The sequence below is a fragment of the Janthinobacterium sp. CG_23.4 genome (genome assembly GCF_029892305.1).
In the GTDB taxonomy this organism is placed as follows: domain Bacteria; phylum Pseudomonadota; class Gammaproteobacteria; order Burkholderiales; family Burkholderiaceae_D; genus Janthinobacterium; species Janthinobacterium lividum_D.
Genome location: NZ_JARXUX010000001.1, coordinates 959,860 through 983,165 on the forward strand (window position 1 = coordinate 959,860; position 23,306 = coordinate 983,165).

Genomic DNA, 23,306 nt, shown 5'->3' on the forward strand with positions numbered 1-23,306 from the left:
TTTAATCCCTCTGTGGCGCGACGATCTCTGCGTAATCGTACAGTTCACCGAGAATTTCTTCTCCCCGCTCATCGACCGATTCCGACAGCACGTCGATTTCGGTAAACAGCATGTCGATGCTGCGCGCGCCGGCGTCGCCGTCGAACAATCGGGCGGCGCGGTGCTGTTCCCAGCGCAGGCTTTCCGCTACGCTCAGGGTTTGCGGAAAATTGCGGGCACGATAGCGAAACAGCAATTCCTGCAGGCGTTCGTCGGCAAACGATGGGCGTGCGGCCGCCAGCTTGGCCGGCGTGTCGCGGCGTAGTGATTCGAGCAGGCGGCGGTCGTCGTTGCTGACGAAACCATTGTATAAATCTTCATCCACGTCTAGCGCAACATTCACGCCCGGGCGCTGGAATACGTCGGCCCAGATCGCCTCCATGTTCGGCGCCGTGGCGGCCAGCTGGGCGTTGGCGCGCGCCGCTTCCAGGTCGATACCCCAGTGCGCAGCCATGGCTGGCGACAGGGTCTTTAAATTGCCGACCAGCATGGGCGACTTGTTCAGGTGCACGCTTTTCACGGGGAGGCGCGTCATGCCTTCCGGCATGGCTTCCTTGCGCGTGAACATGCGCGCGCGGATAGTGTCGGCGTCCAGGCTGAACAGCTCGCGTGGGTCGTAGGCACAATCCCAGACCAGAATTTCATTCTTGTTGCTCGGGTGCGTGGCGAGCGGCCAGACGACGCCCAGGCAACCCCGTTCGGCGGGGAACATGCCCGACACGTGCAGGAAGGGTTGGCGTTCGCTGGCGGCCAGGTGCATGCCCATTTCGCTGGCGACCCTGTCCTTCTTGTGTAGCGCCAGGCAGAACTCGAACAGCTTCGGTTGCTTTTCGCGGATCAGGCGGGCCAGGGCGATGGTGGCGCGTACGTCGGACAGCGCATCGTGCGCCGCTGCGTGGACCAGGCCATTGGCCTTGCTCAAGTGTTCGAGTTTAAAACTGGTCTGGCCATCGTCGCGTTTCGGCCACTCAATGCCTTCCGGGCGCAGCGCGTGCGTCATGCGCACCACGTCGAGAATGTCCCAGCGGCCGCAATGGTTTTTCCATTCGCGCGCATACGGGTCGATCAGGTTGCGCCAGAATAGGAAACGCGTGACTTCATCGTCGAAACGGATGGTGTTGTAGCCTACGCCGATGGTGCCCGGTTCCGAAAAAGCCGCTTCGATGGTGGCCGCGAACTGGTGCTCTGGCACGCCCAGCTGCAAGCATTGCTGCGGCGTGATGCCCGTGATCAGGCACGCTTGCGGGTCTGGCAGGAAATCATTGGCAGGCTGGCAATACAGCATGATAGGCTCGCCGATCTCCTTGAGTTCGGCGTCCGTGCGGATGGCCGCGAACTGGGCCGGGCGGTCGCGGCGCGGCTGCGCGCCAAAGGTTTCGTAGTCGTGCCAAAGGAAAGTCTGGGTAGTCATTGATGGTCGTTGCTTAATTGGTTATCTGGGCCGCTCAAAGAGTCGCTGCTACAGTTTTCTGAAAACCTGCCGATACTACACGAGAGCATGAGCAGCATTGCGTTTCCCGCATGGTGGCATACATTGCCCGTTCAAGGAGGTCTATCGTGTCAATTCCCATCGCCGCAAGCAGCAATTCCACTCCTTCCGTGACTTCCGTCAGTACGGGCGTTGCCGGCAAGGACGATAAAGTTCAGCAAAAGGATGGCGTCAAGACGGAAATGAGCGTCAATGAGCGCAGCAAGCTGCAGTTGAACGCCTCCATCATGCAGGCGTCGATGAATGTCTCCATCGCTTCGGAAAACGCGCCGCTGGCGCTGCTGTACAAGACCGCCATCACGAATATCAATGAAGCGCTGAAGGGCCAGTACGGCGAGGATGCGATCGGGAACGCGGCGTCGCAAGATAATAGCGCCGAAGCGACGGCCAGCCGCATTGTATCGCTGTCGACGGGTTTTTTTGACGCCTACAAGAAGCAAAATCCTGGTCTGGACGACGCTACGGCCCTGAGCAAGTTCATGGATACCATCAGTGGCGGCATGGAAAAAGGCTTCAAGGAAGCGCGCGATATCCTCAGTGGCTTGAACGTGCTGAACGGCGATCTCGCCAGCAATATCGACAAGACGTATGAATTAGTGCAAAAAGGCTACGCCGATTTCATCGCCGCGCGCAGTAGCAACAAGGATGACGGCGCCAAGCCGGCCGACAGCAAGGCCGCCTGATCTTGATGACACCTGAGGCGCCTGGGAAAATGTCCAGGGCCAGGCGCATTGCCGAAAGCAGTGCGAATGTACGACCAGGCAATGCAACGACGCCATGGGCGTTTTATCAGGTGCTTACGCGGTTGCGGCCCGATGCTTTGGCGCGGTACAGCGCCGCATCGGCTGTCGCGATCAGCGCTTCGTCATCCTGTCCGGCAGCCAGGCTGGCTACGCCGAAGGAACCGGTGATGTGCGGCAGGGCGCTGCGCATGTCGGTGAAGATAAGGGCTTGCTGCATGCGTTCGCACAGGCGCTCGGCGACCCGCAGGGCCACGTTTTCGCTGGTGTCGGGCAAGATCACCATCATTTCCTCGCCACCATAGCGCACGGCAAAATCCGTGGGGCGCAGGGCAGCGCCCAGCACTTGCGCGGCGATGCGCAGCGCCTGGTCGCCCGCCTGGTGGCCGTGGGTGTCGTTAAAGCGCTTGAAATGGTCGAGGTCTATCATTACCAGCGACAGCGGCGAGCTGCTGGCCTGGGCGGTAATGACCATGTTCGGCAGTAAATCGGTGAGCCAGGCACGGTTGTACAAGCCCGTCAGGCTGTCGACCATCGATAGCTGGCGGTAGAATTCGCCCAGTTTCTGGCGCCGGCGCAGCAGGGCATTGGCGGCGCGGATGCGGAAGGAGAGCAAGCGCAGCAGGTTACGCGCCAGGCCGTTCGATTGCTCGATCAATTCCCATACGACGGCCGCATCGATCACCAGCAAATCGGTTTCTTCCAGAGCGGAAATGGCAGCCAGGTTGCTCGCTTCATCAAGCACCGATTGTTCGCCCACGCTTTCGCCGGGCAAGACCTTGCTGACGGTGCCGTCATCCATGCCCGTGTGGGTGTCGGCCGCTACGGCCAGCGAGCCGCGCAGGACAATGTACAGCTTGGTGCCTTGGCTGTCGACAATGGCTTCGCCTGCTTCGAGGCGCATCACGGGGCAGGGTGCCAGCATGGCGGCCGTCCGGCTGTCCGCTGCATCGCAAAATAGCTGTAAATCACCGATGTTGCAGCCTGAAGCGCCGAAGTTGCCGATCTGTTCCACAATCACACTTTCAAAAAGCCGGCGCGCGGGAGGAGGGAGCCGGTGGTTTCATGATAGCGTAAAGCGGCCTCGGCTGTAACGGCAAAGGCTTGCTTGAGGTCACTTACTGTGTGAAATACGACAATTATTTCACTGTCGCGTCAAGAAGCTGGAACGGTGATACTTTTGGCATTGTTGTTGCCGTGCGCAACAGGCGGGGCGGATGCGACAAGGCAGCCTTGAACGGCTGCCCTGGTCTCTGAGGAATGCTGCGGTGGGGTGAGTTACTCGGCGGTTTCTTCCGCTTCGGCCGTATCGATCACGGCATTCTTGCCGCTGGCGTGGCGCTTGCTGTCTTGCAGGCGGCCCAGGGCGCTATCGATGGCGCGTTTCAGTTTCTCGGTGGCACCGGCAACGGCTTGATGCACGGTGGCGTTTTGTTCGGTGACGGCAATTGCTTGATAGCCAGCAATGCGTGCTTCCATGACGCAGCGGATGTCGTCGGCACCGCCTTTCGGGCCGTTGGTGTCGCTGATGTGGACTTCGATGCGGGTCAGGTTGTCGCGGAAGCGGTTCAGTGCGTTTTCCAGTACGGATTGTACATGTTCGTTCAGTCCAGCAGTGTTGGCGATGGTGCTGTCGGTATGAATATTGATTTGCATATGCTTACTCCTGTCAATTCAAAAAAAACCCATCTCGGGCGCCATGCCCTGCAGCGGTCAAATCGGCTGCGCGCGCATCAGCGCCCGGTTACTACCTCATGCACTTGATTGCTGTGCATAACCTCACTTACGTAGCTTATCTTACTCCAGTTTTGACAATTTCAAGGGCGCTGCATGATTAAGATGCGCTTAACCCTGCAGTCAGGTCAAGTTTCCTGATGGAATTTTTTCCCGCTTGCTTATCCATTGATCAAGCCGGCGGCAATATTGATGGACAGTCCCAGTACGACCAGATTGAAGAAAAAGCTCAGTACGGATTGCCCCAGTACGATCTGCCGCATCGGCCGCGTCTGCACGCAAACGTCCGACGTTTGTACGGCGACGGCGATGGTGAAGGCGAAATACAAAAAATCCCAGTAGTCGGGGTTTGCTTCGTCGCCGGGAAATTTCAGCGGGCGCAATGCGGGGTCGGCCAGGTAAAACAGGTGCGCATAGTGAACGCAGAACAGCGTGCCGACGAGAAACCAGGAACCGACCAGGGTGAGGATCGTCAGGCCGTAATGCAGCGCGCGCTCATCCGGCGCCATGTCTTTCATCGAGGACAGCTGCGAGACGATGGCCAGCAGGCTCATCACGGATGCGACGCTCAGGGCCGACAGGACCGTGGTAGCCCGCTCATCCTGGCGCGCCGCCATCACCTTCACCTTGTGATGGTTGGCGCGCATCATCATCCAGGCCATCGTCGCCAGGTAGAACCAGACGGCGACATTCCACGCTGTCAACACGCGCGTCATCTGCTGCCAGGACGAGGGCAGCAGCAGGAAGGCCGCTACACCGATGGCTGTGGCCAGGCTCAGGTGGGGGCGGCTGCGGATGAATCGGTACAAGGGAAACGTGATTTTCATGCGACGACTTGATCAGTGGGAATGGCCCATCTTAGCCCTTAGTTTGCGCTTGCGGTGCGCGTCCTGGCAGCGGCTTCTTTTTCGTCGTGGGGAAAGCGATCCATGCGCGATAGCACGGGAAACAGCACGGCCCATATGCCCGTCACAGCCAGGGTGGCGGCGCCACCGAAGAGCACGGCGCGCACCAGGCCGAACCAGCCTGCCGTCAGGCCCGATTCAAATTCGCCCAGTTCGTTCGAGGCGCCGATGAAGACGGCATTCACGGCGCTGACCCGGCCGCGGATCTCGTCGGGCGTCTCGAACTGCACCAGCAGGTGGCGGATGTAGACGCTGACCATGTCGCCGGCACCCATCAGGAACAGCGCCGCCAGCGCCAGCGGGAAATGGCTGGTGCTGCCCAGCACCAGGGTGCCCAGGCCGAAGACGGCGACGCCGCCGAACATCCAGATGCCCACCCGGCGCGTGATGGGGAAGATGGCCAGTGCGATCGAGCACAGGGCGGCGCCGGCGCCCGGTGCCGTGCGCAGCAGGCCCAGGCCGCCGGGGCCGACATGCAGCACGTCATGCGCGAGTGCCGGCAACAGGGCCGTGGCGCCGCCGAATAGCACGGCGAACAGGTCGAGCGAAATGGCCCCCAGCATGATGGGTTTCGACCAGACGAAGCGCAAGCCTTCAAGCAGGGTATGCCAACTGACGGGTTCGCGCTTGACCACCTGCGGCGCAGGCGTGGTGGCACGCATCAGCAGCACCGATAGCACCAGCAGCGCCGATGAGATCAGGTACACCACCTTGGGGCCGAAGTAATATAACAAGCCGCCCAGGGTCGGCCCCAGGATGATGGCCACGTGCGAACTCGACGAGCTGAGGGCGACGGCGCGGCCGAAGTGCTGCGTGGGCACCATGTTGACCAGCACGGCTTGCGTGGCCGGCATCATGAAGGCGCGCGCGCTGCCGAACAGCAGCAGCACGGCAAACACGGGCCAGACGATGGACATTGCGCTCAGGGTGAACGCCAGCAGGGCCAGCGCGCAGGCCAGTTGCGCCGCCAGGCACCAGGCGATGATGTTGCGGCGGTTGCAGCGGTCGGCGACGTGGCCGGCCGGCAAGATCAGCACGAGGAAGGGGGCAAACTGCGCCAGGCCGATCAAGCCCAGGTCGAACAGGCTGCCCGTGATCTGGTACACCTGCCAGCCGATGGCCACGCTTTGCATCTGCACGGCCAGCGTGCCCAGCACGCGGGCGGACAGGTAAAAGGCGAAATTGCGCTGGCGCAGGATGCTGAAGCCGTTGCCGGCAGGGGCGAGAGACATGAAATTTCCAGGGCGCAGCGGGGACGGTGGCAGCCGATGGCGCGCCAGCAGTACCCCGCTGTCTACAGGCTTACTTGGCCAGGTCGGCTTCGGTGGTGAAGGCGTCCGCGTAAAACTCGTCAGCTGGAAGTTGACACAATTGTACGAAATCACGGTTGGCCGATTCGACGACAATCGGTGCGCCGCAGGCATACACTTGATAAGCGGACATATCGGGCAAGTCGGCCATGACGGCCTGGTGCACGAAGCCCGTGCGACCGTCCCAGGCATCTTCCTCCAGCGCTGCCGACACCACGGGTACATAGGTGAACTGCGGCAAGTCGGCGGCCCATTGGCGGCACAGCGCATCCATGTACAGGTCATGCGGACGGCGTGCGCCCCAGTACAGGGTGATCGGGCGCTGTGATTTTTCGTTGATCATGTGCTCGACGATGGCTTTCAGGGGAGCAAAGCCGGTGCCCGAGGCCAGCAGTACAACCGGCTTGTCGGAGTCTTCGCGCAGGAAGAAGGTACCCATCGGGCCTTCGAAGCGCAGGATGTCGCGCTCTTTCATGCTGCCAAATACCTGGTCGGTAAACAGGCCGCCGGGCATGTGGCGGATGTGCAGGCTCACGGGGCCGCCGTCGACGGGGGCGCTGGCCATGCTGTAGCTGCGGCGCTTGTTGTCGCGCAGCATGATTTCGATATACTGGCCGGCGCGGTAGTGCAGGCGTTCGCTGGCCGGCAACTGCAGGGTCAGCACGACGACATCGGGCGCGACTTTGTTGATGGTGGTCACGCGCGACGGCATTTTCTTGATCGGATAGTCGCTGTTGCCCGTCACTTCGCGCGCCTGCACCACCAGGTCACCCTGCGGCACGGCGCAGCACAGCAGCGAGTAGCCTGCGCCCGCTTCATCTTGCGTCAGGGAGCGGGCCTGATATGGCTTATGCTGTACGCTGCCGGAAACGATCTTGCCCTTGCAGGAGCTGCAGGCGCCGCTCTTGCAGCTATACGGCAAGCCTACGCCGGCGCGTATCGCTGCCGACAGGACGGTTTCGTCCGCTTCACAGCTGAATTGGTGGCCGCTGGGCTGAACAGTAATTTGAAAAGTCATACAATCCTTGAGATGAAAAATATGTTAGAGCACTCTTTGCGCAAGCCGCTGGGCTTGCCGCGCCTGCTGATCCTGGGCTGCGGCGACGTCGGCATGCGTCTGCTGCCCCTGTTGCGCGCGCGCTTTCGCGTCTTTGCCGTCACCAGTCAGCCGGCGCGTTGCGCGCAGCTGCGGGCGGCCGGCGCCGTGCCCATCGTGGCCAATCTCGACGATCGCGCCAGCTTGAAACGGCTGGCGGGACTGGCGACGATGATCGTGCATCTGGCGCCGCCTCCGTCGTCGGGCTTGCTGGACCGGCGCACGCGCAATCTGCTCGCCATTTTACCCGAGCATGCCCGCATGGTGTATGTGAGTACCAGCGGCGTGTATGGCGATTGCGCCGGCGCCTGGGTAGATGAGACGCGACCGACAGCGCCGGCAAATGCGCGGGCGAAGCGGCGCGTCGATGCGGAGCAGGTTTTGCGTCGCTGGGGCGCCCGCCGCGCTGCCAGCGTGGCCATCTTGCGCGTGCCTGGCATTTATGCACACGACCGCCTGCCGCTCAAGCGCCTGCGTGAAGGCACGCCTGCCCTGGCCGCCGGCGACGATGTGTACACCAACCATATCCATGCCGATGACCTGGCGCGCATCGTCGAACGGGCCTTGTGGCGGGGCAAGCCAGGGCGCGTGTATCACGCCAGCGATGATAGCGAACTCAGAATGGCAGAATATTTCGATGCCGTAGCCGACACCTTCGGCCTGCCGCACCCGCCGCGCCTGCCGCGTGCCGAACTGCAGCAAGTGGTCACGCCGATGCTGCTGTCGTTCATGTCCGAATCGCGCCGCCTGGACAATACGCGCCTCAAGCGCGAGCTGGGCATGCGCCTGCGCTACGCGCGCGTGGCCGATGCCTTGCAGTCGCTGTCCGCCGCTACGGCTGGCATCGGGTAAAATGGTCGGTTATCTGCGCACTTTGCTGGGCCGGCGCGCAGCGCGCCGTTGCGGCGGTGCGCCATTCACTTAAGGACTACAGCATGAGCACCCTCACTTACGAACAATACCTGGACGAGGTCACCACCATCCTGACGGAACTGTATGACCTCGACGACGATGCCGCCATCAAGCTGGTGGTAGCGGCGCAGGATGCCGAATTTTTTGTCCCGCACGATGCGCACGAGGAAATGCGTACCGCCGAGCAAGCCAAGAAAGATGCGGTCACCCTGTTCGAGCGCAAGCAGAATCGCCAGCAAACGCAGGAAAAACAGCAGCAGCGCGTGCGCCAGCAAAAAAAATAAGCGTCAAGCAAGGCAGGTCATAGTCCGCCATGCCGCCGGCGCATGCGGCAGTGTGGGTTCGTCGCAACAGCGTGGCCTGGCCATTTGATGCAACGCAAGGGCGCCATGGCGAACTGGCGATATGCTGAGCAATGTCGTCACGCGTCCAGGCTATTTGTGGCCAGCACTATCATGAGCGTGACGTTGTTTGCCGTCAGCAGGAGCGAGCCATGCGAACTGCGAATCATCCCAGCAAGGAAGAAGTGCGCGCCTATATGCGTGGCCGCGAATATGCGCAGCAGCCGCCGCCGCCGCCCGATGAAATTCGCCGGCAACTGGCCTGGTGCCGCATACGCGCCTCCCCCTATACCTGCCTGACGATCACCCCGGCCGGCGTGGCAGCGCAAGGCTGGTATTTGGCTGCCGACATGGCTCGCCTGAGCACGCTCATGGCGCTAGTGTGGTTGATACGCAGCGGTATTGCGTATTTAAAAAATGCATGACTTGCAGCAAATTTTTCTGTTTTGAGTTATCCTCTAGCACATCGAACGTGCGTCAATTCTCTTCAATTGTCACAATTTTGCTTTAAGTTACGCAAAAATCAACAATAGCGTGTATTATATCGTTTGTGGCGTAAAAGCCGCATAAGTGATGGCGCTTTTTAGTGTGTTTATCCTGAATTATTGCAAAAGAGACATTCTGTTTCTTTGTGCACCAATACAACAAGTACGGATTTTGATCATGTCTCTCAAACAAATTACCTCTTTGCCTACCTACAACCCGAATCGCGTGCTCGATGCGATCATCGACAAGCTGCAACTGAAAAACGATGCCGCCCTGTCGCGAGCGCTTGAAGTGGCGCCACCTGTGATCAGCAAGATTCGTCACAATACCTTGCCGATCGGCGCCACGATCCTCATCCGCATGCATGAAATCAGCGATTTCAGCATTCGTGAATTGCGCGAGTTGATGGCTGCCTAAGAGCACCTGACAGACGGCAAACTGAGAGGTGCCGTCTGGGTAAGACAGGCTTGCCGCGTGCGGTAGCCGCAGCTGTTTTGCGCAGTTCTATTGCGGGTCGCGGTTCAAGACCGGACGATCGATATAGAAACGCCGCATTTCCGCGCCAGTCGTGGATGATTTGACTATTGCGCCGGCCAAGGTGGCAGGCGCGCTGGAAAATGCGGTATTGGCAGTTCCTGTTGCGCGGCCCGAATACGCCGTCGCTTGCACCGCTGCACTGGAAAATGCTGTTTGTACGGCCCTTCCCGAATACGCCGTCGTCTGCACCGCTGCGCTGGAAAACGCCGTTTGCACGGCACGCCCCGAATACGCGGCCTGCACCGCCCTTCCTGAATACGCCGCCTGTACGGCACGCCCCGAATACGCCGTTTCTGCGCGGATATAATCTTCCCCGAACGTTTGCTCATACAACTGCTTCATGCGTTCGCCCACGCGCTGGTGCGCCGCTTCGTCGTCTTCGCCACGCAGGCCGATGTACGGGAAATGATGCAGGAAATAGCCGAAGACCTGGTCGCAGTCGGCCGCATACTTCAGGGTGTCGAGGATGTGGTAATGCCAGAAGGTATCGACGTCCATCAGTGGCGCCGTTTCTTCTTGCGGAAACTGTTTCATCAGGATCAGGAAGCGCCGGTACTCGAATTCCACCGCATTTGCCTTCTCCAGGCTCCATCCTTCGCCTGACTCCCGGTGCATCAACTTGACCTTGATCGCCTCCAAATTCAAATCGGCAATTGCCTTGAAACTGTCGTTCGTATTCATGAGTATCCTTTGGTAAACAGTGTTGTGGGCAATACAGTGCAACAAGCAAGAGCGCTGGTGTGTACTCCTTGTCAATGGTCGAGGCATGCCTGGCCCATGGCGGGCAGGCGCTGAGTTGTTCTGCATTAATATTGCATCTAATTGCAGAATACGCAAATTGTGCTTGCTGCTTGCTGCAGGCTGGAACTGCCTGTCAGGCCTTGGCTCGGCGTTCGTCTTGGTAGGGAAACGCGCTAGCGTCTGCGTTCAGCGGCACGCTGACACGCACGCTCATGCCGGCACCGGGACTGCTTTCTATGTAGAAAGTGCCACCCAGTAACTTGATACGCTCCTCGATCCCCACCAGGCCAAACGAGCCCGGCTTGTTGCGTCCGTTGATCGCCGCGCCCACGCCGTTGTCGCTGACGCTCAGCGAGACGCTGTCGTGGCACTTTTCCAGCTTGACTTGCACGCGGCTGGCATTGGCATGCTGCAAAACATTGCTGAGCGACTCTTGCAGGATACGGAACAGGGCCGTGGCGCACTCGTCGCTCAAAAAAATGTCGTCATGGCTTTCGCTTACTTCGCAGGCGATGCCCGTGCGCCGACAAAATTGCGTCACCTGCCATTCGACGCTTGCATTCACGCCCAGGTCCAGCACGGTAGGGCGCAAGTCATTGATGATATGGCGCACGCTCTTGATGGTAGCGTCGATCTGCGCCAGGGTCGAGCGGGCGCGGGCGTTCAAGCGTGGGTGATGGCGCTGCGTGCGCGAGGCCAGCATGTCGGCATCGATGCGCAAGACCAGCAGGTTCTGTCCCAGGTCGTCGTGGATTTCGCGCGCGATGCGCTTGCGCTCTTCTTCCTTGGCCCGGTCGGCGTGGGCGGCCAGGCGGCGCAGTTTCTGGTGCGACAGCTGCAGACGGATCTGACTGGCGCGCAATTCCTGCGTCATGCCCGTCGCCATCTGGACGGCCCTCTGGCGCGACGAGGCCATGGTATGGAACAGCATGTACAGCAGCATGGTGCCGCTAAAGCCGGTCAGCAGGGCCAGCCAAGGCAGGAAGGTTTCAAAGCGCGTATACAGCTCGCTCTTGCGCACGCTGAACATTGCTTGCCACGCGCGGCCATTGTGCTCGATCAGCTTCGTGCTGCTCAGATATTGCCCCGAGTTGCTGGGTAGCCACCATGGTGTCTGCACGTCCGCCGTCGTGCCGTCGAAGATGGGGCGCATCGTGTGTGGCAAGTCCAGCGGCTTGTCCAGCTGTCCAGGCGTCCGGGAGCCGATATCGAACAGAGTCAGGCGGACATTGCGTACCGGCATGTCGGCCAGCGCGGTGCGCATCATCGTCACCAGGTCGTAGCCGATGCCGACGGAACCCTGGTAGGCCGCGCGCCTTTGCGCCACGGTGTCGGTCGGCATGCCGAAGCGGTACACGGGCAGGCGCATGGCCATGCCCGTCAGTTGCGGCTGGCTTTGCATCGGCACTGGCACGCCGGAGTTGCTGATCTGTCCCGAATCGCGCGACTGCGCCAGCACTTCAGCGATCAAGGGGCGCTCGGCGATGTCGTAGCCATACTTGTCCGGGGCGCTGGCAATCGGCGCGAGGTACACCAATACGGAATAGTCGGGGCGCGGGGCGGGTGGATGGATGGCAAACGCCGGATAGCCGTCGCGCCCGGGCGGATAGTCGCGCTGCATGGCCGCTTCGAAGGCGCTGCGCTGTGCATGCTCGAGCGCCCGGCTGTAATTGAGATTCATCACGCCCGGGTAGTTCTGCGGCAAGGCCATGTTCGCCACGTAGCGGTGGAATTGCTCGCGGCTCACGTGCTCGTTGGCGCAGAACAGGCTGGCCGTGCCGCGCAGCAGGTTGGCATATGACTTGAGGCGCGATGTGATGTTTTTCTGGCTAGTGCGCGTCAGATTATTGAACAGGTCGCTGGCATCGTTTTCGATCGACAGCGCAGCGGCCATGTAGAACAGTATGCCCACCATTACCGAGAGCATCAAGCCGAGCTGCCAGAGTGGTCCTTTTCCAACAGATAGGGGGCGTTCGCCGGCAGTAGAAGACATCGCAATGCGCATCAGGAAGAGGAATCGGGTACGGCCTGTGCGGGCGAGGCGGTATTCGCGGGCACAAGGACTATCGAAATTGCAAATTGCAAATTTCCTAATAGCTGCCTAATATACAAAATTATCCTGATGATAGTCAACAGGCAATGTTTCTCTCTGAAGCGAAAAAAAACCGCCGCAGCGGTTTTTTTGTGAGCGACGAGAAGGCTTATTTTGCCGGCTGCCAGCTATCCTTCAGGGTGACGATGCGGTTGAAGACAGGCTTGCCAGGCTGGCTGTCAACGCGGTCGGCTGCGAAGTAGCCGTGGCGCTCGAATTGGAAACGCTGTTCTGGCTGGGCCAGTTCTGCGCCCGGTTCCAGCCATGCTTGCACGACTTCCTTGGCCAGCGGATTCAAAGCCAGCTTGAAGTCCTTGCCGCCCGCGTCCGGCTGTGCGTCGGTAAACAGGCGGTCGTACAGGCGTACTTCGGCGGGAATCGCCGTCGGCGCGCTGATCCAGTGCATATTGCCCTTGACCTTGTAGTTGGCGCTGCCTTCGGTCCCCGACTTGCTGTCCGGGAAATAGGTGCAATGCACGGCGATGACCTTGCCATCGGCATCCTGGTCGTAACCGGTGCACTCGACCACGTAGCCGTAGCGCAGGCGAACCTTGCTGCCGGGCTTGTCGGCGACGGGCGGATACAAACGGAAATAGCCTTTGTTTGGCACCTCCATGAAGTCGTCTTCCTCGATCCATAGCTCGCGCGAGATGGGGAAGGTGCGCAAGCCCCGTTCCGGGAAGTGCGGATGCACGGGCGCCGTGCAGGCCACACTCTCGTTTTCCGGGAAATTGTCGATGATTAACTTCAAAGGACGCAGCACGGCCACCGTGCGCGGCGCCTTCGGGTCCAGGTCTTCGCGCAAGCAGCCTTCGAGCACGCTGTAATCGATCCAGCCGTCGGATTTGGTCACGCCCGTGCGCTCGCACATCAGTTGTATCGCTTCCGGCGTGTAGCCGCGGCGGCGCATGCCCACCAGGGTCGGCATGCGCGGGTCATCCCAGCCGTCGACGATTTTCTCTTCCACCAGTTGGCGCAGCTTGCGCTTGCTGGTGACGATGTATGTCAGGTTCAGACGCGAGAATTCGAACTGGCGCGGCACGGGCTGCTGGAAGAAGCCGCCGGCCGACAGGGTTTCCAGCAGCCAGTCATAGAACGGGCGGTGGTCCTGGAATTCCAGCGTACAGATCGAATGCGTGATATTTTCCAGCGCATCCGAGATCGGGTGCGTGTAGTCATACATCGGATAGATGCACCAGGCGTCGCCCGTGCGGTGGTGGTGTGCATGGCGGATGCGGTAGATGGCCGGGTCGCGCAAGTTCATGTTCGGCGAACTCATGGCATCTTCGCTCATCTTCGCGCGCAAGATGTGCTCGCCATCCTTGAACTGGCCCGCCTTCATGGCGCGGAAGAGAGCCAGCGATTCCTCGCGCGGCCGCTCGCGGAACGGCGAATTCTTGCCGGCCTGGCCAAAATTGCCGCGGTTGGCGGCCATCTCTTCGGCGCTCTGGCTGTCCACATAGGCAAAGCCAGCCGTGATCAGGTACTCGGCCATCGCGTACAACTGGTCGAAATAGTCGCTCGCGTAGTGCAGGTGGCTCTTGCCATCGCCATGCTTCGCTTCCCAGTCAAAGCCCAGCCATTTCACGCTGTCCATGATGGTATCGACGTATTCCTGTTCTTCCTTCGCCGGGTTGGTGTCGTCGAAGCGCAGGTTGCACTGGCCGGCGTAGTCGCGCGCCAGGCCGAAGTTGACACAGATCGACTTGGCGTGGCCGACGTGCAGGTAGCCGTTCGGCTCCGGCGGGAAACGCGTGATCACCTGGGGCAGGCCGGGACGCACGTGGGTGCCGGCAGCCAGGTCGGCTTCGATGATGGTACGCAAGAAATTGGGCGCCAGCGCTGGCGCGGCGGTATTCGGTTTATCGTTGCTCATTGATCAATGCGGAAGAGTGACAGTAAAAAGCATTTTACCGTACCGCAAGCGCTTTATAAGCACGTATTTGCCTGCATATCGAGGACGTAAGCGACGCCGGCGCCGTTCTATAGGATAATTCGTCTTTAATTAGTGAACAAAACGTGACCCCGGAGCCATTTATGGAAAATTTATATAACGTCCTCGGTGTCGCGCCCAATGCCAGCGACGATGAAATCAAGAAGGTTTACCGTTCGCTGGCCATGCGTTTCCACCCCGACCGCAACCAGGCCCCCGGTGCCGAGGCGCGCTTCAAGAGCGTTACCAAGGCATATGAAATCCTGGCCGACCCGGCCAAGCGCGCCGAATACGACCAGAGCGTGAACCACCGCATCATCATCGATCCGGAAGCGGAAGCCTATGCCCTGTGGTGCGGCGTGTTCCGCCTGCATGGCACCGTCCTTCCAGCGGACTGAGTCTGCCGGCAGCCGCCATCAGGCGGCTTGAATAACATTTAAAACAACAACAATGGCGCTTTTGCAATATTTAACAGCGCCGCGTATTACATTGGAAAGCACAGCATGAGAAGAGTACACCCCGAATTCGCGTATCAGTCGCGCGAGCTGGAAGGCCAGATCGATGGCATCCTCGGCGACCCGCCGAACCGCAAGAACTATAAAAGCATGGTTGACGCTCTGGTGAGCGAGTACGCCAGTGGTGGCGGCATCGAAGACGTGAACATGCTCGCTTTCGCGCTGGTTGACCACATCACCTTCAGCGACCCGAAAGGCTTGCTGGCCGAAAGTGAAGACTACGAGTTCGGCGACCCGGCGCGCGTGTTTTCGATGGCTGCCTGTGCCGCGCCGGAAGCGGCCAAGATGTACGCCGCCATCGAAGAGAGTTTCCCGGACCTGGCGCGCCAGGCCATCATCACGGCCTTTTTGCACAAGAATCCGCGCCTGTGGGACGACGATGACCAGTCGCTCGACCAGTTGGCGGCGAATGACGACGGCGACGACGATCACGCTGAAGATGAAGCCACCGATGATTTCTCGCAGATGTTTGACCAGGATGGAGATGAGCATGGTCGATAAGAAAGAGGATCAAAAAAGCAACCTTCCCGCGCTGACGAAACAGGTCACGGAATTGGTGTTGTCCGGTTCGCTGGGACACGCCGAGCAAGCGTTTGCCGATGCCGCCGACCTGTACGGTGATCTTGCCGTGGTGGAAGTGCTGAGCGCCATCCCGCCGCAAGTGACGGCCTTGCACCTGGCCGGCTTTGACGGCGGCAAGATGTCGCTGGCTACCCTGCTGGTGCCGCCGAAAGCCTGGGCCGACAGCCTGGCCTTCATCGCCGCCACCTGGAGCGACGACCAGATCGAAGATGATCCGGAACGCATCGCCGAGTCGCTGTTCGCGCACATCCACGGCGTGGTGTTTTCCACCGACGACGCCGAGCGCCGCCGCGAGCTGTTGCTCGAAGCGTCCGCCACCGACTGGGGCGCCACGGCGTTCGCCATTTTGTTCTCGATGGCACCGAAGGAAATCCTCGAAGTGGCGGGCGAAATCGTCATCAAGGGACCGTATGTGACGGGCGTGACCTCGTCCGACAATGATGTCGTGCCGCTGGCCATTGAATTGGCGCAAGCCAATGAAGACGGCTGGGACCGCTCGCTGTTCGAACTGTTCCCCGACTTCCGCCACAGCGCCGACCTGGCCGATGCCGAATACTCGGACGACCCGGACGAAGAGCCGACCATGTTGCAGCGCAGTACCAAGGAATTGCTGTACCGCTTGCGCAAGCAAGTGCCGAGCACGCGCAGCGCGCCGCGCTCGAGCACGCGCCGCAGCCTGGGCAGCGGCATTTTCTCGTGATGAAAGCAGGGAACGTCTAATGCTGCCAGCCATTGTTGTAGAAAATCTTCCGCGCCTGGTGCGCGCCATCAAGCTGTTGCCCAACGATACGCGCGAGGATGCGGCGCTGGACCTGGCCGACGAATTGACGGGCATCACGGCCATGGTGGCCGAGAAGTTCACGAATGAACGCACGGCCGACGGCATCCAGAAAGCGCTGTTCCTGACGGTGGGCGCCGTGTCGCTGGGCCTGGAGCAGGCCGTCACGCATGAAGGCGACCAGGCCGCCCTCGATTTTCTCGTCGAGCACGGTGCCGAACACGCGTTTCAGGTGGGCTTTCGCCTGATCAAGGAGCTGTCGCAGTTGCCGGAAGACGCCCTGGTCGGTGAATATGACCAGGACCCCGTCTACCTTGCGCGCCGCCTGCGCGAGCTGTTCATCGATATTTGCCAGGCCGACCCGAACCAGAACTGGGCCGGTTATGAAAAGTATGCACTGCAGTTGCAACAGCGCAAGGAGGTTCAAGCCGTGGTACGGCTGGCCAGCTGGCTGCGCCGCCATCACGACAACGGTCCCGTCAGCGACAGCGATTTGAATGCCGAGGGTGTCATTGCCGTGGCCATCATCTTCGCCATCGAAGGCGGCGGGCGCATCATGGCGCGCACGGGGCAGAAGGAGTTTGAGCGTTTCGTGCGTTGCGTGCGCAAGAACAAGCCCGACTTTGAGGAAGGTTGGGCCGCCTTGCTGGCCAAGGTGCCCGTACAGCATCACCCGGTGCTGCTCGAGCGCATCGCATCCTATCGCCGCAGCTGCACCGTGGTGCATAAAATCCTTACGCGGGCCAGCATGAAAAGCCTGTTCGAAGACCTGGAAAATTATGCCGGTTCCGAGCTGGACGCGGATTATTCGTAATCCAACGCTGTTGTCGGATTACGCGGCGGCTTCGCCACCGCTCATCCGACCTAGGACTCAACGTAGGCCGGCCCGCGCCGGCCTATTCTTTTTCTTCCAGCGCCGCTTGCTCGGCCAGTTTGACAAAAGCCGCCACCAGCGGCGATGTCTCTTCTTTCCGTTGTGCAAGTAATAAGCTGGTCGTGGCCTGCGGGTCGGCGATAGGGCGGTAGCACACGCCATCCATGCGGATGCGGTCGAACGAGGCGGGCAGCACGGAAATGCCGCAGCCGGCCGCCACCAGACCGATGATGGTCGACGCCTCGCCCGCTTCCTGCGCCAACTGGGGCACGAAGCCGGCCGCCTTGCACAGGCGGAAAATCTGCCGATAAATGCCCGTACCCGCATCCTTGGAATACATGACAAAGCCTTCGCCCGCCATGTCGGCAATGCTAATGGCGTCCTTGTCTGCCAGCGCATGGGCGACCGGTAGCACCAGGCATAGCGGGTCTTGCCGCAGTGGCGTCAGCTTGATATCAGATGGGTACGTCGTTTCTGGCGGGCGCACGAAGCCCAGGTCCATCGTCCTGTCCGAGATCGCTACCAGCTGGTGCAATGTCGCCATTTCATGCAAGGTCAGGCTGACGTGCGGAAATTGCTGGCGGTAGCGGTTGATGACGGTGGCGAAATACGGCGTAAAGGGCGTGGAAAAGGTAAAGCCGATGCGCAATTCGCCCGCTTCGCCGCGCTGGGCCCGGCGCGCCGTGACGGCCGCCTGTTCCGACAGGGCCAGGATGCGCCGCGCATCGTCGAGAAACAGCGCGCCCGCTTGCGTCAGCCGCACGGAGCGCTTGTTGCGCTCAAACAACTGCGCACCGAGCTCCGCTTCCAGCGCCTGGATTTGCTGGCTCAGCGGCGGCTGGCCGATGTGCAGCCGTTCAGCTGCGCGCGTGAAGTGCAGCTCTTCTGCGACGGCGACGAAGTAACGCAGGTGACGCAATTCCATGGCGGATCCAGTAATCGTTTTAAAGTATGAGTTGGGCCTAAAATATATATTGGACGATATGAGTTGGCAATCCTAACATGGAAACTCGCTTCCTCTTTTGAAACACGGCCATGTCTGATTCATCGCTCGCTTATGCCTCCGCCGCCACCTCGGCGCTTTCTGTTTCCTCTGTTTCTAGTGTTATCACGGTTTCTCCTGTCGCTCCCGTTTCCCCTGTTGCCCCCGCCGCTCCCGCCGCCCGCTCTGCCATCGCCAAGGGAACGCTGGAATTCAAGCGCAGCAACCGCGCGCTGTTCTTCGGCGGCTTTGCCACCTTCAGCTTGCTGTATTGCATACAGCCGCTGTTTCCCCTGCTGTCACAGCAGTTCCATTTGACGCCGGCGCAGAGCAGCTGGTCCTTGTCCGTGTCGAGCGGCTTGCTGGCCATCTCGCTGGTGCTGCTCAGTGCCGTGTCGGACCGCATCGGGCGCAAACCGCTGATGGTGGCGTCGCTGTTTGCCGCCGCGGTGTTGACCATCTTGTCCGCCTTTGCACGCGATTATGCGCAATTGCTGATGATACGCGCCGCGCTGGGCGTGGCCCTGGGCGGCATGCCAGCCGTGGCCATGGCTTATCTGGGCGAGGAAATCGAGGGGCCATCTTTGGGCCTGTCGATGGGTTTGTATATTGCTGGCAGCGCCTTCGGCGGCATGTCGGGACGGCTGGTGGCGTCCATGCTCAGCGACTTCCTCTCGTGGCGCTGGGCCCTGGGTGTACTCGGCGTGGCCGGCCTGCTGGCGGCAGCCGAATTCTGGCGCAGCTTGCCTGCATCGAAAAACTTCGTGCCCAGTACGCGTGGCTGGAATGCGCTGCCGCACGCCATCAAACAGCATTTTTCCGACCAGGGTTTGCCGTGGCTGTTTTGCCTGGCGTTCGTGCTGATGGGCTGTTTCGTCAGCCTGTACAACTACATCGGCTATCGCCTGTTGGCCGCGCCCTTTGGCTTGCGCCACAGTACGCTGGGCTTGCTGGCGTTGTTGTACTTGATCGGCATCTTCAGTTCCGTCTGGGCGGGCCGCCTGGTGGACCGGCTGGGTCGCCGGGGCGTGCTGTGGATCATGCTGTCGGTGATGCTGTCGGGTATTTTGCTGACCCTGTTCGATTCCCTGCCGCTGATCGTCATAGGCATGGCGCTGGCCACGTTTGGCTTCTTTGCCTCGCACTCGATCGCCAGCAGCTGGGTCAGCCGCCGCGCGCGCGCGCCGCAAGCGTTGGCGTCAGCCTTTTACCTGCTGTTCTATTACCTGGGTTCGAGTCTGATCGGTTCCGCCTCGGGCATGATGTGGGGCTACGATGGCTGGACTGGCATCGTCACCATGCTGGGCTTGTGCCTGGCCGGCGGCCTGCTGGTCGCCCTGCGCCTGCGCCATCTGCAACCGCTGGGGGCGCGTGAAGCGGCCTGAGCGAGCTTTACTTCGGACACATGCCTATCATCGTTTCCCCCTGCTTGCCCGCGCGCGTGGTCACGCACAAGGTGCCGAGCGCGCTGGTGATCTTGTAGGTGCGGCTGCCCCCGCTTGCATTCGCGCCCACTTCCTCGATTTTTGACGCCTCATACCATTTCGGCGGCACGGCTGCGTAGGCCTCGGCAAAGCCTTGCTGCATGCGCTTATAGGCAGTGTCGTCGAATTTCTCACCGCCCCGCGTCGGGAATTGCTTGCGCAAATCCCTGTCGATCTGGCCCACGTCGCGCTTGGCTTGCGCCAGGATGTCGGCTGCGCTTACTGGCGCGGCCAGCGCGATCGCCACTGGTGTGGCCGGCGCTGGCGCTGGCTCGACATCGACGCTGGGGGCAGGCAGGCGATGGCTGATGGGCGCTGCAATCGGCTTTGGCAGGCGCGCCGCCGCTGGTTTTGCAATGGGCAATGCGGCTGGCTTGGCGCGCGCAGGCAGGGGCTGGCGCAACCAGGTAATGGCTGGACCCTGTGGCAGGTTCTCGTCAATGGCAAGGCGCGGCCGTGACTGCATGACAATGTATGCCATGCCCACGTGCAGCAGCACGATCAGCAACAAGCCGGGAGCGCGGCGGGGCAGGATGGGTAAGGAGGTCATGGGGGCATCGTGGTTCAGGTATGCCAATATATCTGAGGTATTTGATAATTATCTAAAATGTCACACGCACTTACAAAAAAGTGTCGCATGGAAATTGTGTTGCTGAGGCTGCTGGCGCGGAACCCTGCGCGGCCAGCAGCGTGATGCCGGAAATGCACAGTGCCGTGCCCAGGGGCCATGCTGCATGAGCGGACCTGAAACCATCGCACCCGAAGCGGGACCTGAAGCGCCGGCTGCACCAGGCCTTGTCGCTTGAGCGCCTTACATCTGGCGGAACAGGTGGGCATACAAAGGACTGACGCGCAGCTGTGCCGGATGCTGGCGCAGGGTCAGTGACAGCTTGCCTGCCTCGTCGCGCACGGCCGTGGCGATGGCGCTGGCATTGACGATGGTGCCGCGGTGGATTTGCCAGAATTGTTGCGCGTCCAGCTGCGGCAAGAGTTCCTTCAGGCTGGTGCGTATCAGCGCTTCGCTGTCGCGGCACACGACGTTGATGTATTTGTCCAGCGCCTCGAAATACACGACGTCGGCCAAGGCGATCATGCGCACGCTGTTGCCAACGGCCGCGCGTATCATTTGCAGCCGCGGCGCGGCTGGCAGCATGGCTTGCAGCTGGCGCAGCAAGCGTGCCATATTGTCATCGTCGGCGGATGCTATTTGCGTCGCCGCCGTGGCGGCTGGAGCTGCCGCCGCTGCTGGCGCTGCTGTAGCACTGGCGACGGCGCCGGCACTGTTGCGCAAGCGCTGCTGCAGGCGTTCCACCGTCTTGCCCAGGCGCGCATCGTTGACGGGTTTTAAAACGTAATCGGCGGCTGCCTGTTCGAAGGCGGCCAGCGCGTATTCATCGTAGGCGGTGACGAACACGATGTGGGGAAACGCCACGCCGTCGGGCCATTGTTCCGCCAGTTCTTCGGCCGCTTCCAGGCCCGTCTTGCCTGGCATCTTGATGTCGAGAAAGAGTATCTCGGGTTGCAATGCCAGCCCTAGTCGCAAGGCTTCCACGCCGTTCGGACAACTAGCGATTATGTCGAGTTCTGGCCACAGCCGCTGCAAGGCGTGCGCAAGGGCGGCGGCGAGGATGGGTTCGTCTTCGGCGATCAGGGCGCGCGGTGGGCGAGGGGTGTGCTGGCTCATGCGAAGGGACTCGTAATGGAGGGTGGAAGGGGGAATGTCAGGCGAGCAGTCGCGCCTGAACTATGGTTGGCGGCCAGCGACAGGCTGGCGGCATCGCCATGCATGCCGCGCAGGCGTTCGCGGATATTTGCCACGCCCAGGTGCGTGCCCTTGGTCTGGCCCGGATGATCGAGGCCCAAGCCATCGTCGCAGACGGTGAGTATCAGCACGCCAGCGTCGGTGGATGCCTGCACGCGGATATGGCCGCCTTCGATTTTCGGTTCCAGGCCGTGCTGGATGGCATTTTCCACCAGCGGTTGCAGCAGCATGGGGGGCACCTTGATCTGCTGCAAGGCCTCGGGCAAGTCCAGCGTGAAGCGCAGGCGCTCGCCCATGCGGATGGACATCAGCCCCAGGTAGGCTTGCATGAGGGCAAACTCCTGCCCCAGGGTGGTGGACTCGGCGCGCGATGATGAAAGGGTGGCGCGCAAATACTGGATCAGCTGATCGAGCAGCTGCTGGGCGCGGTGCGCATCAAAGCTGATCAGGCCCTGCAAGTTGGCCAGGGTATTGAACAGCATGTGTGGTTCAATCTGTGCCTGCAGCAGTTGCAGCTGGGCTTGCATCGCCTGGCGCGCCACGGATTCGGCGCGGGCCTTTTCCTGGGCCGCCTCCATTTGCAGTCTCGCAATTTTCTCGCGGCTGCTAAAGAACAGGATGGCCGCCCCCGCCACCGCCAAGGTAAACATGGTCATGCCGACATTACGCGGCGACAGGGCGATGGGTGCGGCAACGTCGATATTGGCTAGCCAGCCGAACAGCATGGTGCCGCCGACTTGCGCCACGCCGGCGCTGACGATGATGAGGGCAGCGAAGGGGAGCTTTTGTGGGCGGCGTTCTTCGCCCCAGCATGCCAGGCGGATGCCGTCGATGAGCAGGAAGGCGATGCCACCTATGCACATGGACGCAAGCAGGTTGAGCCAGAGGCTGCGTCCGTCGTTGAGCACGAAGGTGATGAAAAGCCCGCACAAGACATTGAGCAACAGCATATAGCGGGCATCGCTCAGCAGGCGCCGGTAGGGAAAGCCCGTCTTGCGGGGGGCAGCGTCGGTAGTGTGCATGCGGGACTGCTTTCAGGTGGGCGCTCTGCTTGGCAATACGGCAATTATGAGCGGCTCTGCACGCGCTGGCAACGCCGCTGCGACGAAACGGGCCAGGCGTGGCGCCAATCGCCTGCTCGCGTCCTTTACAGTCCTTTACATGGCGCTGCTTGCACGCGATGATGGCAAGACGTTCTGATCGATCACCTTATCACGCTAAAGGAACACCATGTGGCCCTATCCACGCACCCTGGCGCACCGCGGCGGCGGCACTCTGGCGCCTGAAAACACCTTGGCCGCCCTGCGCTGTGGCCTGGCCCACGGCTATCGCGCCGTGGAATTTGACGTCATGCTGGCGTCCGACGGCGTGCCTGTCGTGGTGCACGACCCGCAGCTGGGGCGCACCGTGGCTGGCAGCGGACATGTCAACGATTACACGGCTGCGCAACTGGGGAGCATGGAGGCGGGCGCCTGGTTTGGCCCGCAGTTTGCAGGCGAGGGCGTGCCCGCGTTCGACGCCGTGGTGGCGTATTGCAAGGCGCAGCGCATCTGGATGAATATCGAAATCAAGCCAGCGCCCGGCTTCGAGGTGGCCACGGGCGCGACGGTGGCGCAGGCCACGCGCGATTTTTTCGCGAAGGAAATCGCTACGGGAGAATTATTGCCCCTGCTATCCTCGTTCAGCATCGCAGCCTTGCAAGCGGCGCGCCAGGCGGCGCCGGAACTGGCGTGCGGCTGGCTGCTCGAACAACTACCGCAAGACTGGGCACGGATGGCGCGCGAACTGGGCGTGGTGGCCATCCATTGCGACCATCGGCAACTGACGCCAGCATTGGCGCGAGAGGTGAAAAGCGGGGGATTTGGACTGTTTTGCTACACCGTCAACACGCCCGAACGGGCCAGCGAGCTGCTGGCCTGGGGCGTGGACGGCTTTTGTACGGACCGGATCGATTTGATCAAGCCGTACTAAGGA

24 protein-coding genes are annotated in these 23,306 nt (G+C 61.1%); 11 read left to right on the top strand and 13 right to left on the bottom strand.

Annotated elements, in window-relative coordinates; translation table 11 throughout:
* Nucleotide 1: 1 nt before the first annotated feature.
* Complete coding sequence (sbcB, locus tag H4V96_RS04190; RefSeq protein ID WP_196855348.1) at nt 2–1,450, bottom strand: exodeoxyribonuclease I; 1,449 nt, start codon at nt 1,448–1,450, stop codon at nt 2–4.
* 146 nt (nt 1,451–1,596) lie between these two features.
* Between sbcB and H4V96_RS04195 the strand changes: the two genes are divergently transcribed.
* Nucleotides 1,597–2,211 (top strand): DUF5610 domain-containing protein, encoded by a 615-nt coding sequence (locus tag H4V96_RS04195; RefSeq protein ID WP_280720717.1) that lies wholly within the window; start codon nt 1,597–1,599, stop codon nt 2,209–2,211.
* A gap of 106 nt (nt 2,212–2,317) precedes the next feature.
* Here H4V96_RS04195 and H4V96_RS04200 read toward each other — a convergent pair whose 3' ends face one another.
* The 5 genes from H4V96_RS04200 to H4V96_RS04220 form a co-directional block, all read right to left on the bottom strand.
* Nucleotides 2,318–3,283 carry a GGDEF domain-containing protein gene (locus H4V96_RS04200; protein ID WP_010395413.1) on the bottom strand — a complete coding sequence of 322 codons (966 nt, stop codon included), beginning with the start codon at nt 3,281–3,283 and terminating at the stop codon, nt 2,318–2,320.
* A gap of 263 nt (nt 3,284–3,546) precedes the next feature.
* The gene (locus H4V96_RS04205) at nt 3,547–3,924 is read right to left on the bottom strand and encodes an HPF/RaiA family ribosome-associated protein (protein WP_010395415.1); all 378 of its coding nucleotides are present in this window, start codon (nt 3,922–3,924) and stop codon (nt 3,547–3,549) included.
* A 239-nt stretch (nt 3,925–4,163) separates the two neighbouring features.
* Nucleotides 4,164–4,829, bottom strand: a complete 666-nt coding sequence (locus H4V96_RS04210; RefSeq protein WP_010395417.1) for a DUF1345 domain-containing protein — start codon at nt 4,827–4,829, stop codon at nt 4,164–4,166.
* Between the two features lie 38 nt (nt 4,830–4,867).
* The gene (locus tag H4V96_RS04215) at nt 4,868–6,139 is read right to left on the bottom strand and encodes an MFS transporter (protein ID WP_010395420.1); all 1,272 of its coding nucleotides are present in this window, start codon (nt 6,137–6,139) and stop codon (nt 4,868–4,870) included.
* Between the two features lie 70 nt (nt 6,140–6,209).
* The gene (locus tag H4V96_RS04220; RefSeq protein ID WP_196855347.1) at nt 6,210–7,235 is read right to left on the bottom strand and encodes a CDP-6-deoxy-delta-3,4-glucoseen reductase; all 1,026 of its coding nucleotides are present in this window, start codon (nt 7,233–7,235) and stop codon (nt 6,210–6,212) included.
* 12 nt (nt 7,236–7,247) lie between these two features.
* Here H4V96_RS04220 and H4V96_RS04225 point away from each other — a divergent pair, with 12 nt between their 5' ends.
* The 4 genes from H4V96_RS04225 to H4V96_RS04240 all read left to right on the top strand — a co-directional run bounded on the left by H4V96_RS04225 (nt 7,248) and on the right by H4V96_RS04240 (nt 9,469).
* Nucleotides 7,248–8,165, top strand: a complete 918-nt coding sequence (locus tag H4V96_RS04225; protein WP_196855346.1) for an SDR family oxidoreductase — start codon at nt 7,248–7,250, stop codon at nt 8,163–8,165.
* An 83-nt stretch (nt 8,166–8,248) separates the two neighbouring features.
* Nucleotides 8,249–8,509: a hypothetical protein gene (locus tag H4V96_RS04230; protein ID WP_010395430.1), complete on the top strand. Its 261-nt coding sequence runs from the start codon at nt 8,249–8,251 to the stop codon at nt 8,507–8,509.
* Between the two features lie 209 nt (nt 8,510–8,718).
* Complete coding sequence (locus tag H4V96_RS04235) at nt 8,719–8,991, top strand: hypothetical protein (RefSeq protein WP_196855345.1); 273 nt, start codon at nt 8,719–8,721, stop codon at nt 8,989–8,991.
* A gap of 238 nt (nt 8,992–9,229) precedes the next feature.
* On the top strand, nt 9,230–9,469 hold the full coding sequence (locus H4V96_RS04240; protein ID WP_029496207.1) for a hypothetical protein: 240 nt from the start codon (nt 9,230–9,232) through the stop codon (nt 9,467–9,469).
* 87 nt (nt 9,470–9,556) lie between these two features.
* Here the strand turns inward: H4V96_RS04240 and H4V96_RS04245 are convergent, their stop codons facing one another.
* From H4V96_RS04245 to H4V96_RS04255, 3 genes are all read right to left on the bottom strand, one after another.
* Nucleotides 9,557–10,270, bottom strand: a complete 714-nt coding sequence (locus H4V96_RS04245; RefSeq protein WP_196855344.1) for a hypothetical protein — start codon at nt 10,268–10,270, stop codon at nt 9,557–9,559.
* Between the two features lie 193 nt (nt 10,271–10,463).
* Nucleotides 10,464–12,323, bottom strand: coding sequence for a CHASE domain-containing protein (locus tag H4V96_RS04250; protein ID WP_280720718.1), 1,860 nt, complete (start codon nt 12,321–12,323; stop codon nt 10,464–10,466).
* Between the two features lie 208 nt (nt 12,324–12,531).
* Nucleotides 12,532–14,298, bottom strand: coding sequence for a glutamine--tRNA ligase/YqeY domain fusion protein (locus H4V96_RS04255; RefSeq protein ID WP_196855343.1), 1,767 nt, complete (start codon nt 14,296–14,298; stop codon nt 12,532–12,534).
* A 161-nt stretch (nt 14,299–14,459) separates the two neighbouring features.
* Between H4V96_RS04255 and H4V96_RS04260 the strand changes: the two genes are divergently transcribed.
* From H4V96_RS04260 to H4V96_RS04275, 4 genes are all read left to right on the top strand, one after another.
* A complete protein-coding gene (locus tag H4V96_RS04260; protein ID WP_010395442.1) occupies nt 14,460–14,753 on the top strand; it encodes a DnaJ domain-containing protein in 294 nt (97 codons plus the stop codon).
* Nucleotides 14,754–14,858: 105 nt separating this feature from the next.
* Complete coding sequence (locus tag H4V96_RS04265; protein ID WP_010395444.1) at nt 14,859–15,371, top strand: hypothetical protein; 513 nt, start codon at nt 14,859–14,861, stop codon at nt 15,369–15,371.
* Entirely contained in the window at nt 15,361–16,152 is a 792-nt protein-coding gene (locus tag H4V96_RS04270) for a hypothetical protein (RefSeq protein WP_196855342.1), read from the top strand. The genes H4V96_RS04265 and H4V96_RS04270 overlap by 11 nt, the downstream gene beginning before the upstream one ends.
* Before the next feature lie 19 nt (nt 16,153–16,171).
* Nucleotides 16,172–17,044: a hypothetical protein gene (locus tag H4V96_RS04275; RefSeq protein WP_010395451.1), complete on the top strand. Its 873-nt coding sequence runs from the start codon at nt 16,172–16,174 to the stop codon at nt 17,042–17,044.
* 82 nt (nt 17,045–17,126) lie between these two features.
* Here the strand turns inward: H4V96_RS04275 and H4V96_RS04280 are convergent, their stop codons facing one another.
* Nucleotides 17,127–18,029 (bottom strand): LysR family transcriptional regulator, encoded by a 903-nt coding sequence (locus H4V96_RS04280; RefSeq protein ID WP_196855341.1) that lies wholly within the window; start codon nt 18,027–18,029, stop codon nt 17,127–17,129.
* 110 nt (nt 18,030–18,139) lie between these two features.
* Between H4V96_RS04280 and H4V96_RS04285 the strand changes: the two genes are divergently transcribed.
* Nucleotides 18,140–19,471 (top strand): MFS transporter, encoded by a 1,332-nt coding sequence (locus H4V96_RS04285; protein ID WP_280720719.1) that lies wholly within the window; start codon nt 18,140–18,142, stop codon nt 19,469–19,471.
* A gap of 7 nt (nt 19,472–19,478) precedes the next feature.
* Here the strand turns inward: H4V96_RS04285 and H4V96_RS04290 are convergent, their stop codons facing one another.
* The 3 genes from H4V96_RS04290 to H4V96_RS04300 form a co-directional block, all read right to left on the bottom strand.
* The gene (locus H4V96_RS04290; RefSeq protein ID WP_070345676.1) at nt 19,479–20,120 is read right to left on the bottom strand and encodes a hypothetical protein; all 642 of its coding nucleotides are present in this window, start codon (nt 20,118–20,120) and stop codon (nt 19,479–19,481) included.
* A 261-nt stretch (nt 20,121–20,381) separates the two neighbouring features.
* Complete coding sequence (locus H4V96_RS04295) at nt 20,382–21,254, bottom strand: LytTR family DNA-binding domain-containing protein (RefSeq protein ID WP_196855340.1); 873 nt, start codon at nt 21,252–21,254, stop codon at nt 20,382–20,384.
* Nucleotides 21,251–22,354, bottom strand: a complete 1,104-nt coding sequence (locus tag H4V96_RS04300) for a histidine kinase (protein ID WP_196855339.1) — start codon at nt 22,352–22,354, stop codon at nt 21,251–21,253. The genes H4V96_RS04295 and H4V96_RS04300 overlap by 4 nt, the downstream gene beginning before the upstream one ends.
* A gap of 208 nt (nt 22,355–22,562) precedes the next feature.
* Between H4V96_RS04300 and ugpQ the strand changes: the two genes are divergently transcribed.
* A complete protein-coding gene (gene ugpQ / locus H4V96_RS04305) occupies nt 22,563–23,303 on the top strand; it encodes a glycerophosphodiester phosphodiesterase (protein ID WP_196855338.1) in 741 nt (246 codons plus the stop codon).
* The last annotated feature ends 3 nt before the right edge of the window (nt 23,304–23,306 follow it).

What these genes read in the sequence shown, in the direction of transcription:
- H4V96_RS04280 (WP_196855341.1), bottom strand. Translation starts at nt 18,029, where the DNA reads ATGGAATTGCGTCACCTGCGTTACTTCGTCGCCGTCGCAGAAGAGCTG.
- H4V96_RS04260 (WP_010395442.1), top strand. Translation starts at nt 14,460, where the DNA reads ATGGAAAATTTATATAACGTCCTCGGTGTCGCGCCCAATGCCAGCGAC.
- H4V96_RS04230 (WP_010395430.1), top strand. Translation starts at nt 8,249, where the DNA reads ATGAGCACCCTCACTTACGAACAATACCTGGACGAGGTCACCACCATC.
- H4V96_RS04300 (WP_196855339.1), bottom strand. Translation starts at nt 22,354, where the DNA reads ATGCACACTACCGACGCTGCCCCCCGCAAGACGGGCTTTCCCTACCGG.
- sbcB (WP_196855348.1), bottom strand. Translation starts at nt 1,450, where the DNA reads ATGACTACCCAGACTTTCCTTTGGCACGACTACGAAACCTTTGGCGCG.
- H4V96_RS04245 (WP_196855344.1), bottom strand. Translation starts at nt 10,270, where the DNA reads ATGAATACGAACGACAGTTTCAAGGCAATTGCCGATTTGAATTTGGAG.
- H4V96_RS04205 (WP_010395415.1), bottom strand. Translation starts at nt 3,924, where the DNA reads ATGCAAATCAATATTCATACCGACAGCACCATCGCCAACACTGCTGGA.
- H4V96_RS04270 (WP_196855342.1), top strand. Translation starts at nt 15,361, where the DNA reads ATGGTCGATAAGAAAGAGGATCAAAAAAGCAACCTTCCCGCGCTGACG.
- H4V96_RS04255 (WP_196855343.1), bottom strand. Translation starts at nt 14,298, where the DNA reads ATGAGCAACGATAAACCGAATACCGCCGCGCCAGCGCTGGCGCCCAAT.
- H4V96_RS04285 (WP_280720719.1), top strand. Translation starts at nt 18,140, where the DNA reads ATGTCTGATTCATCGCTCGCTTATGCCTCCGCCGCCACCTCGGCGCTT.
- H4V96_RS04215 (WP_010395420.1), bottom strand. Translation starts at nt 6,139, where the DNA reads ATGTCTCTCGCCCCTGCCGGCAACGGCTTCAGCATCCTGCGCCAGCGC.
- H4V96_RS04250 (WP_280720718.1), bottom strand. Translation starts at nt 12,323, where the DNA reads ATGTCTTCTACTGCCGGCGAACGCCCCCTATCTGTTGGAAAAGGACCA.
- H4V96_RS04265 (WP_010395444.1), top strand. Translation starts at nt 14,859, where the DNA reads ATGAGAAGAGTACACCCCGAATTCGCGTATCAGTCGCGCGAGCTGGAA.
- H4V96_RS04290 (WP_070345676.1), bottom strand. Translation starts at nt 20,120, where the DNA reads ATGACCTCCTTACCCATCCTGCCCCGCCGCGCTCCCGGCTTGTTGCTG.
- H4V96_RS04295 (WP_196855340.1), bottom strand. Translation starts at nt 21,254, where the DNA reads ATGAGCCAGCACACCCCTCGCCCACCGCGCGCCCTGATCGCCGAAGAC.
- H4V96_RS04235 (WP_196855345.1), top strand. Translation starts at nt 8,719, where the DNA reads ATGCGAACTGCGAATCATCCCAGCAAGGAAGAAGTGCGCGCCTATATG.
- H4V96_RS04225 (WP_196855346.1), top strand. Translation starts at nt 7,248, where the DNA reads ATGAAAAATATGTTAGAGCACTCTTTGCGCAAGCCGCTGGGCTTGCCG.
- H4V96_RS04240 (WP_029496207.1), top strand. Translation starts at nt 9,230, where the DNA reads ATGTCTCTCAAACAAATTACCTCTTTGCCTACCTACAACCCGAATCGC.
- H4V96_RS04210 (WP_010395417.1), bottom strand. Translation starts at nt 4,829, where the DNA reads ATGAAAATCACGTTTCCCTTGTACCGATTCATCCGCAGCCGCCCCCAC.
- H4V96_RS04275 (WP_010395451.1), top strand. Translation starts at nt 16,172, where the DNA reads ATGCTGCCAGCCATTGTTGTAGAAAATCTTCCGCGCCTGGTGCGCGCC.
- ugpQ (WP_196855338.1), top strand. Translation starts at nt 22,563, where the DNA reads ATGTGGCCCTATCCACGCACCCTGGCGCACCGCGGCGGCGGCACTCTG.
- H4V96_RS04220 (WP_196855347.1), bottom strand. Translation starts at nt 7,235, where the DNA reads ATGACTTTTCAAATTACTGTTCAGCCCAGCGGCCACCAATTCAGCTGT.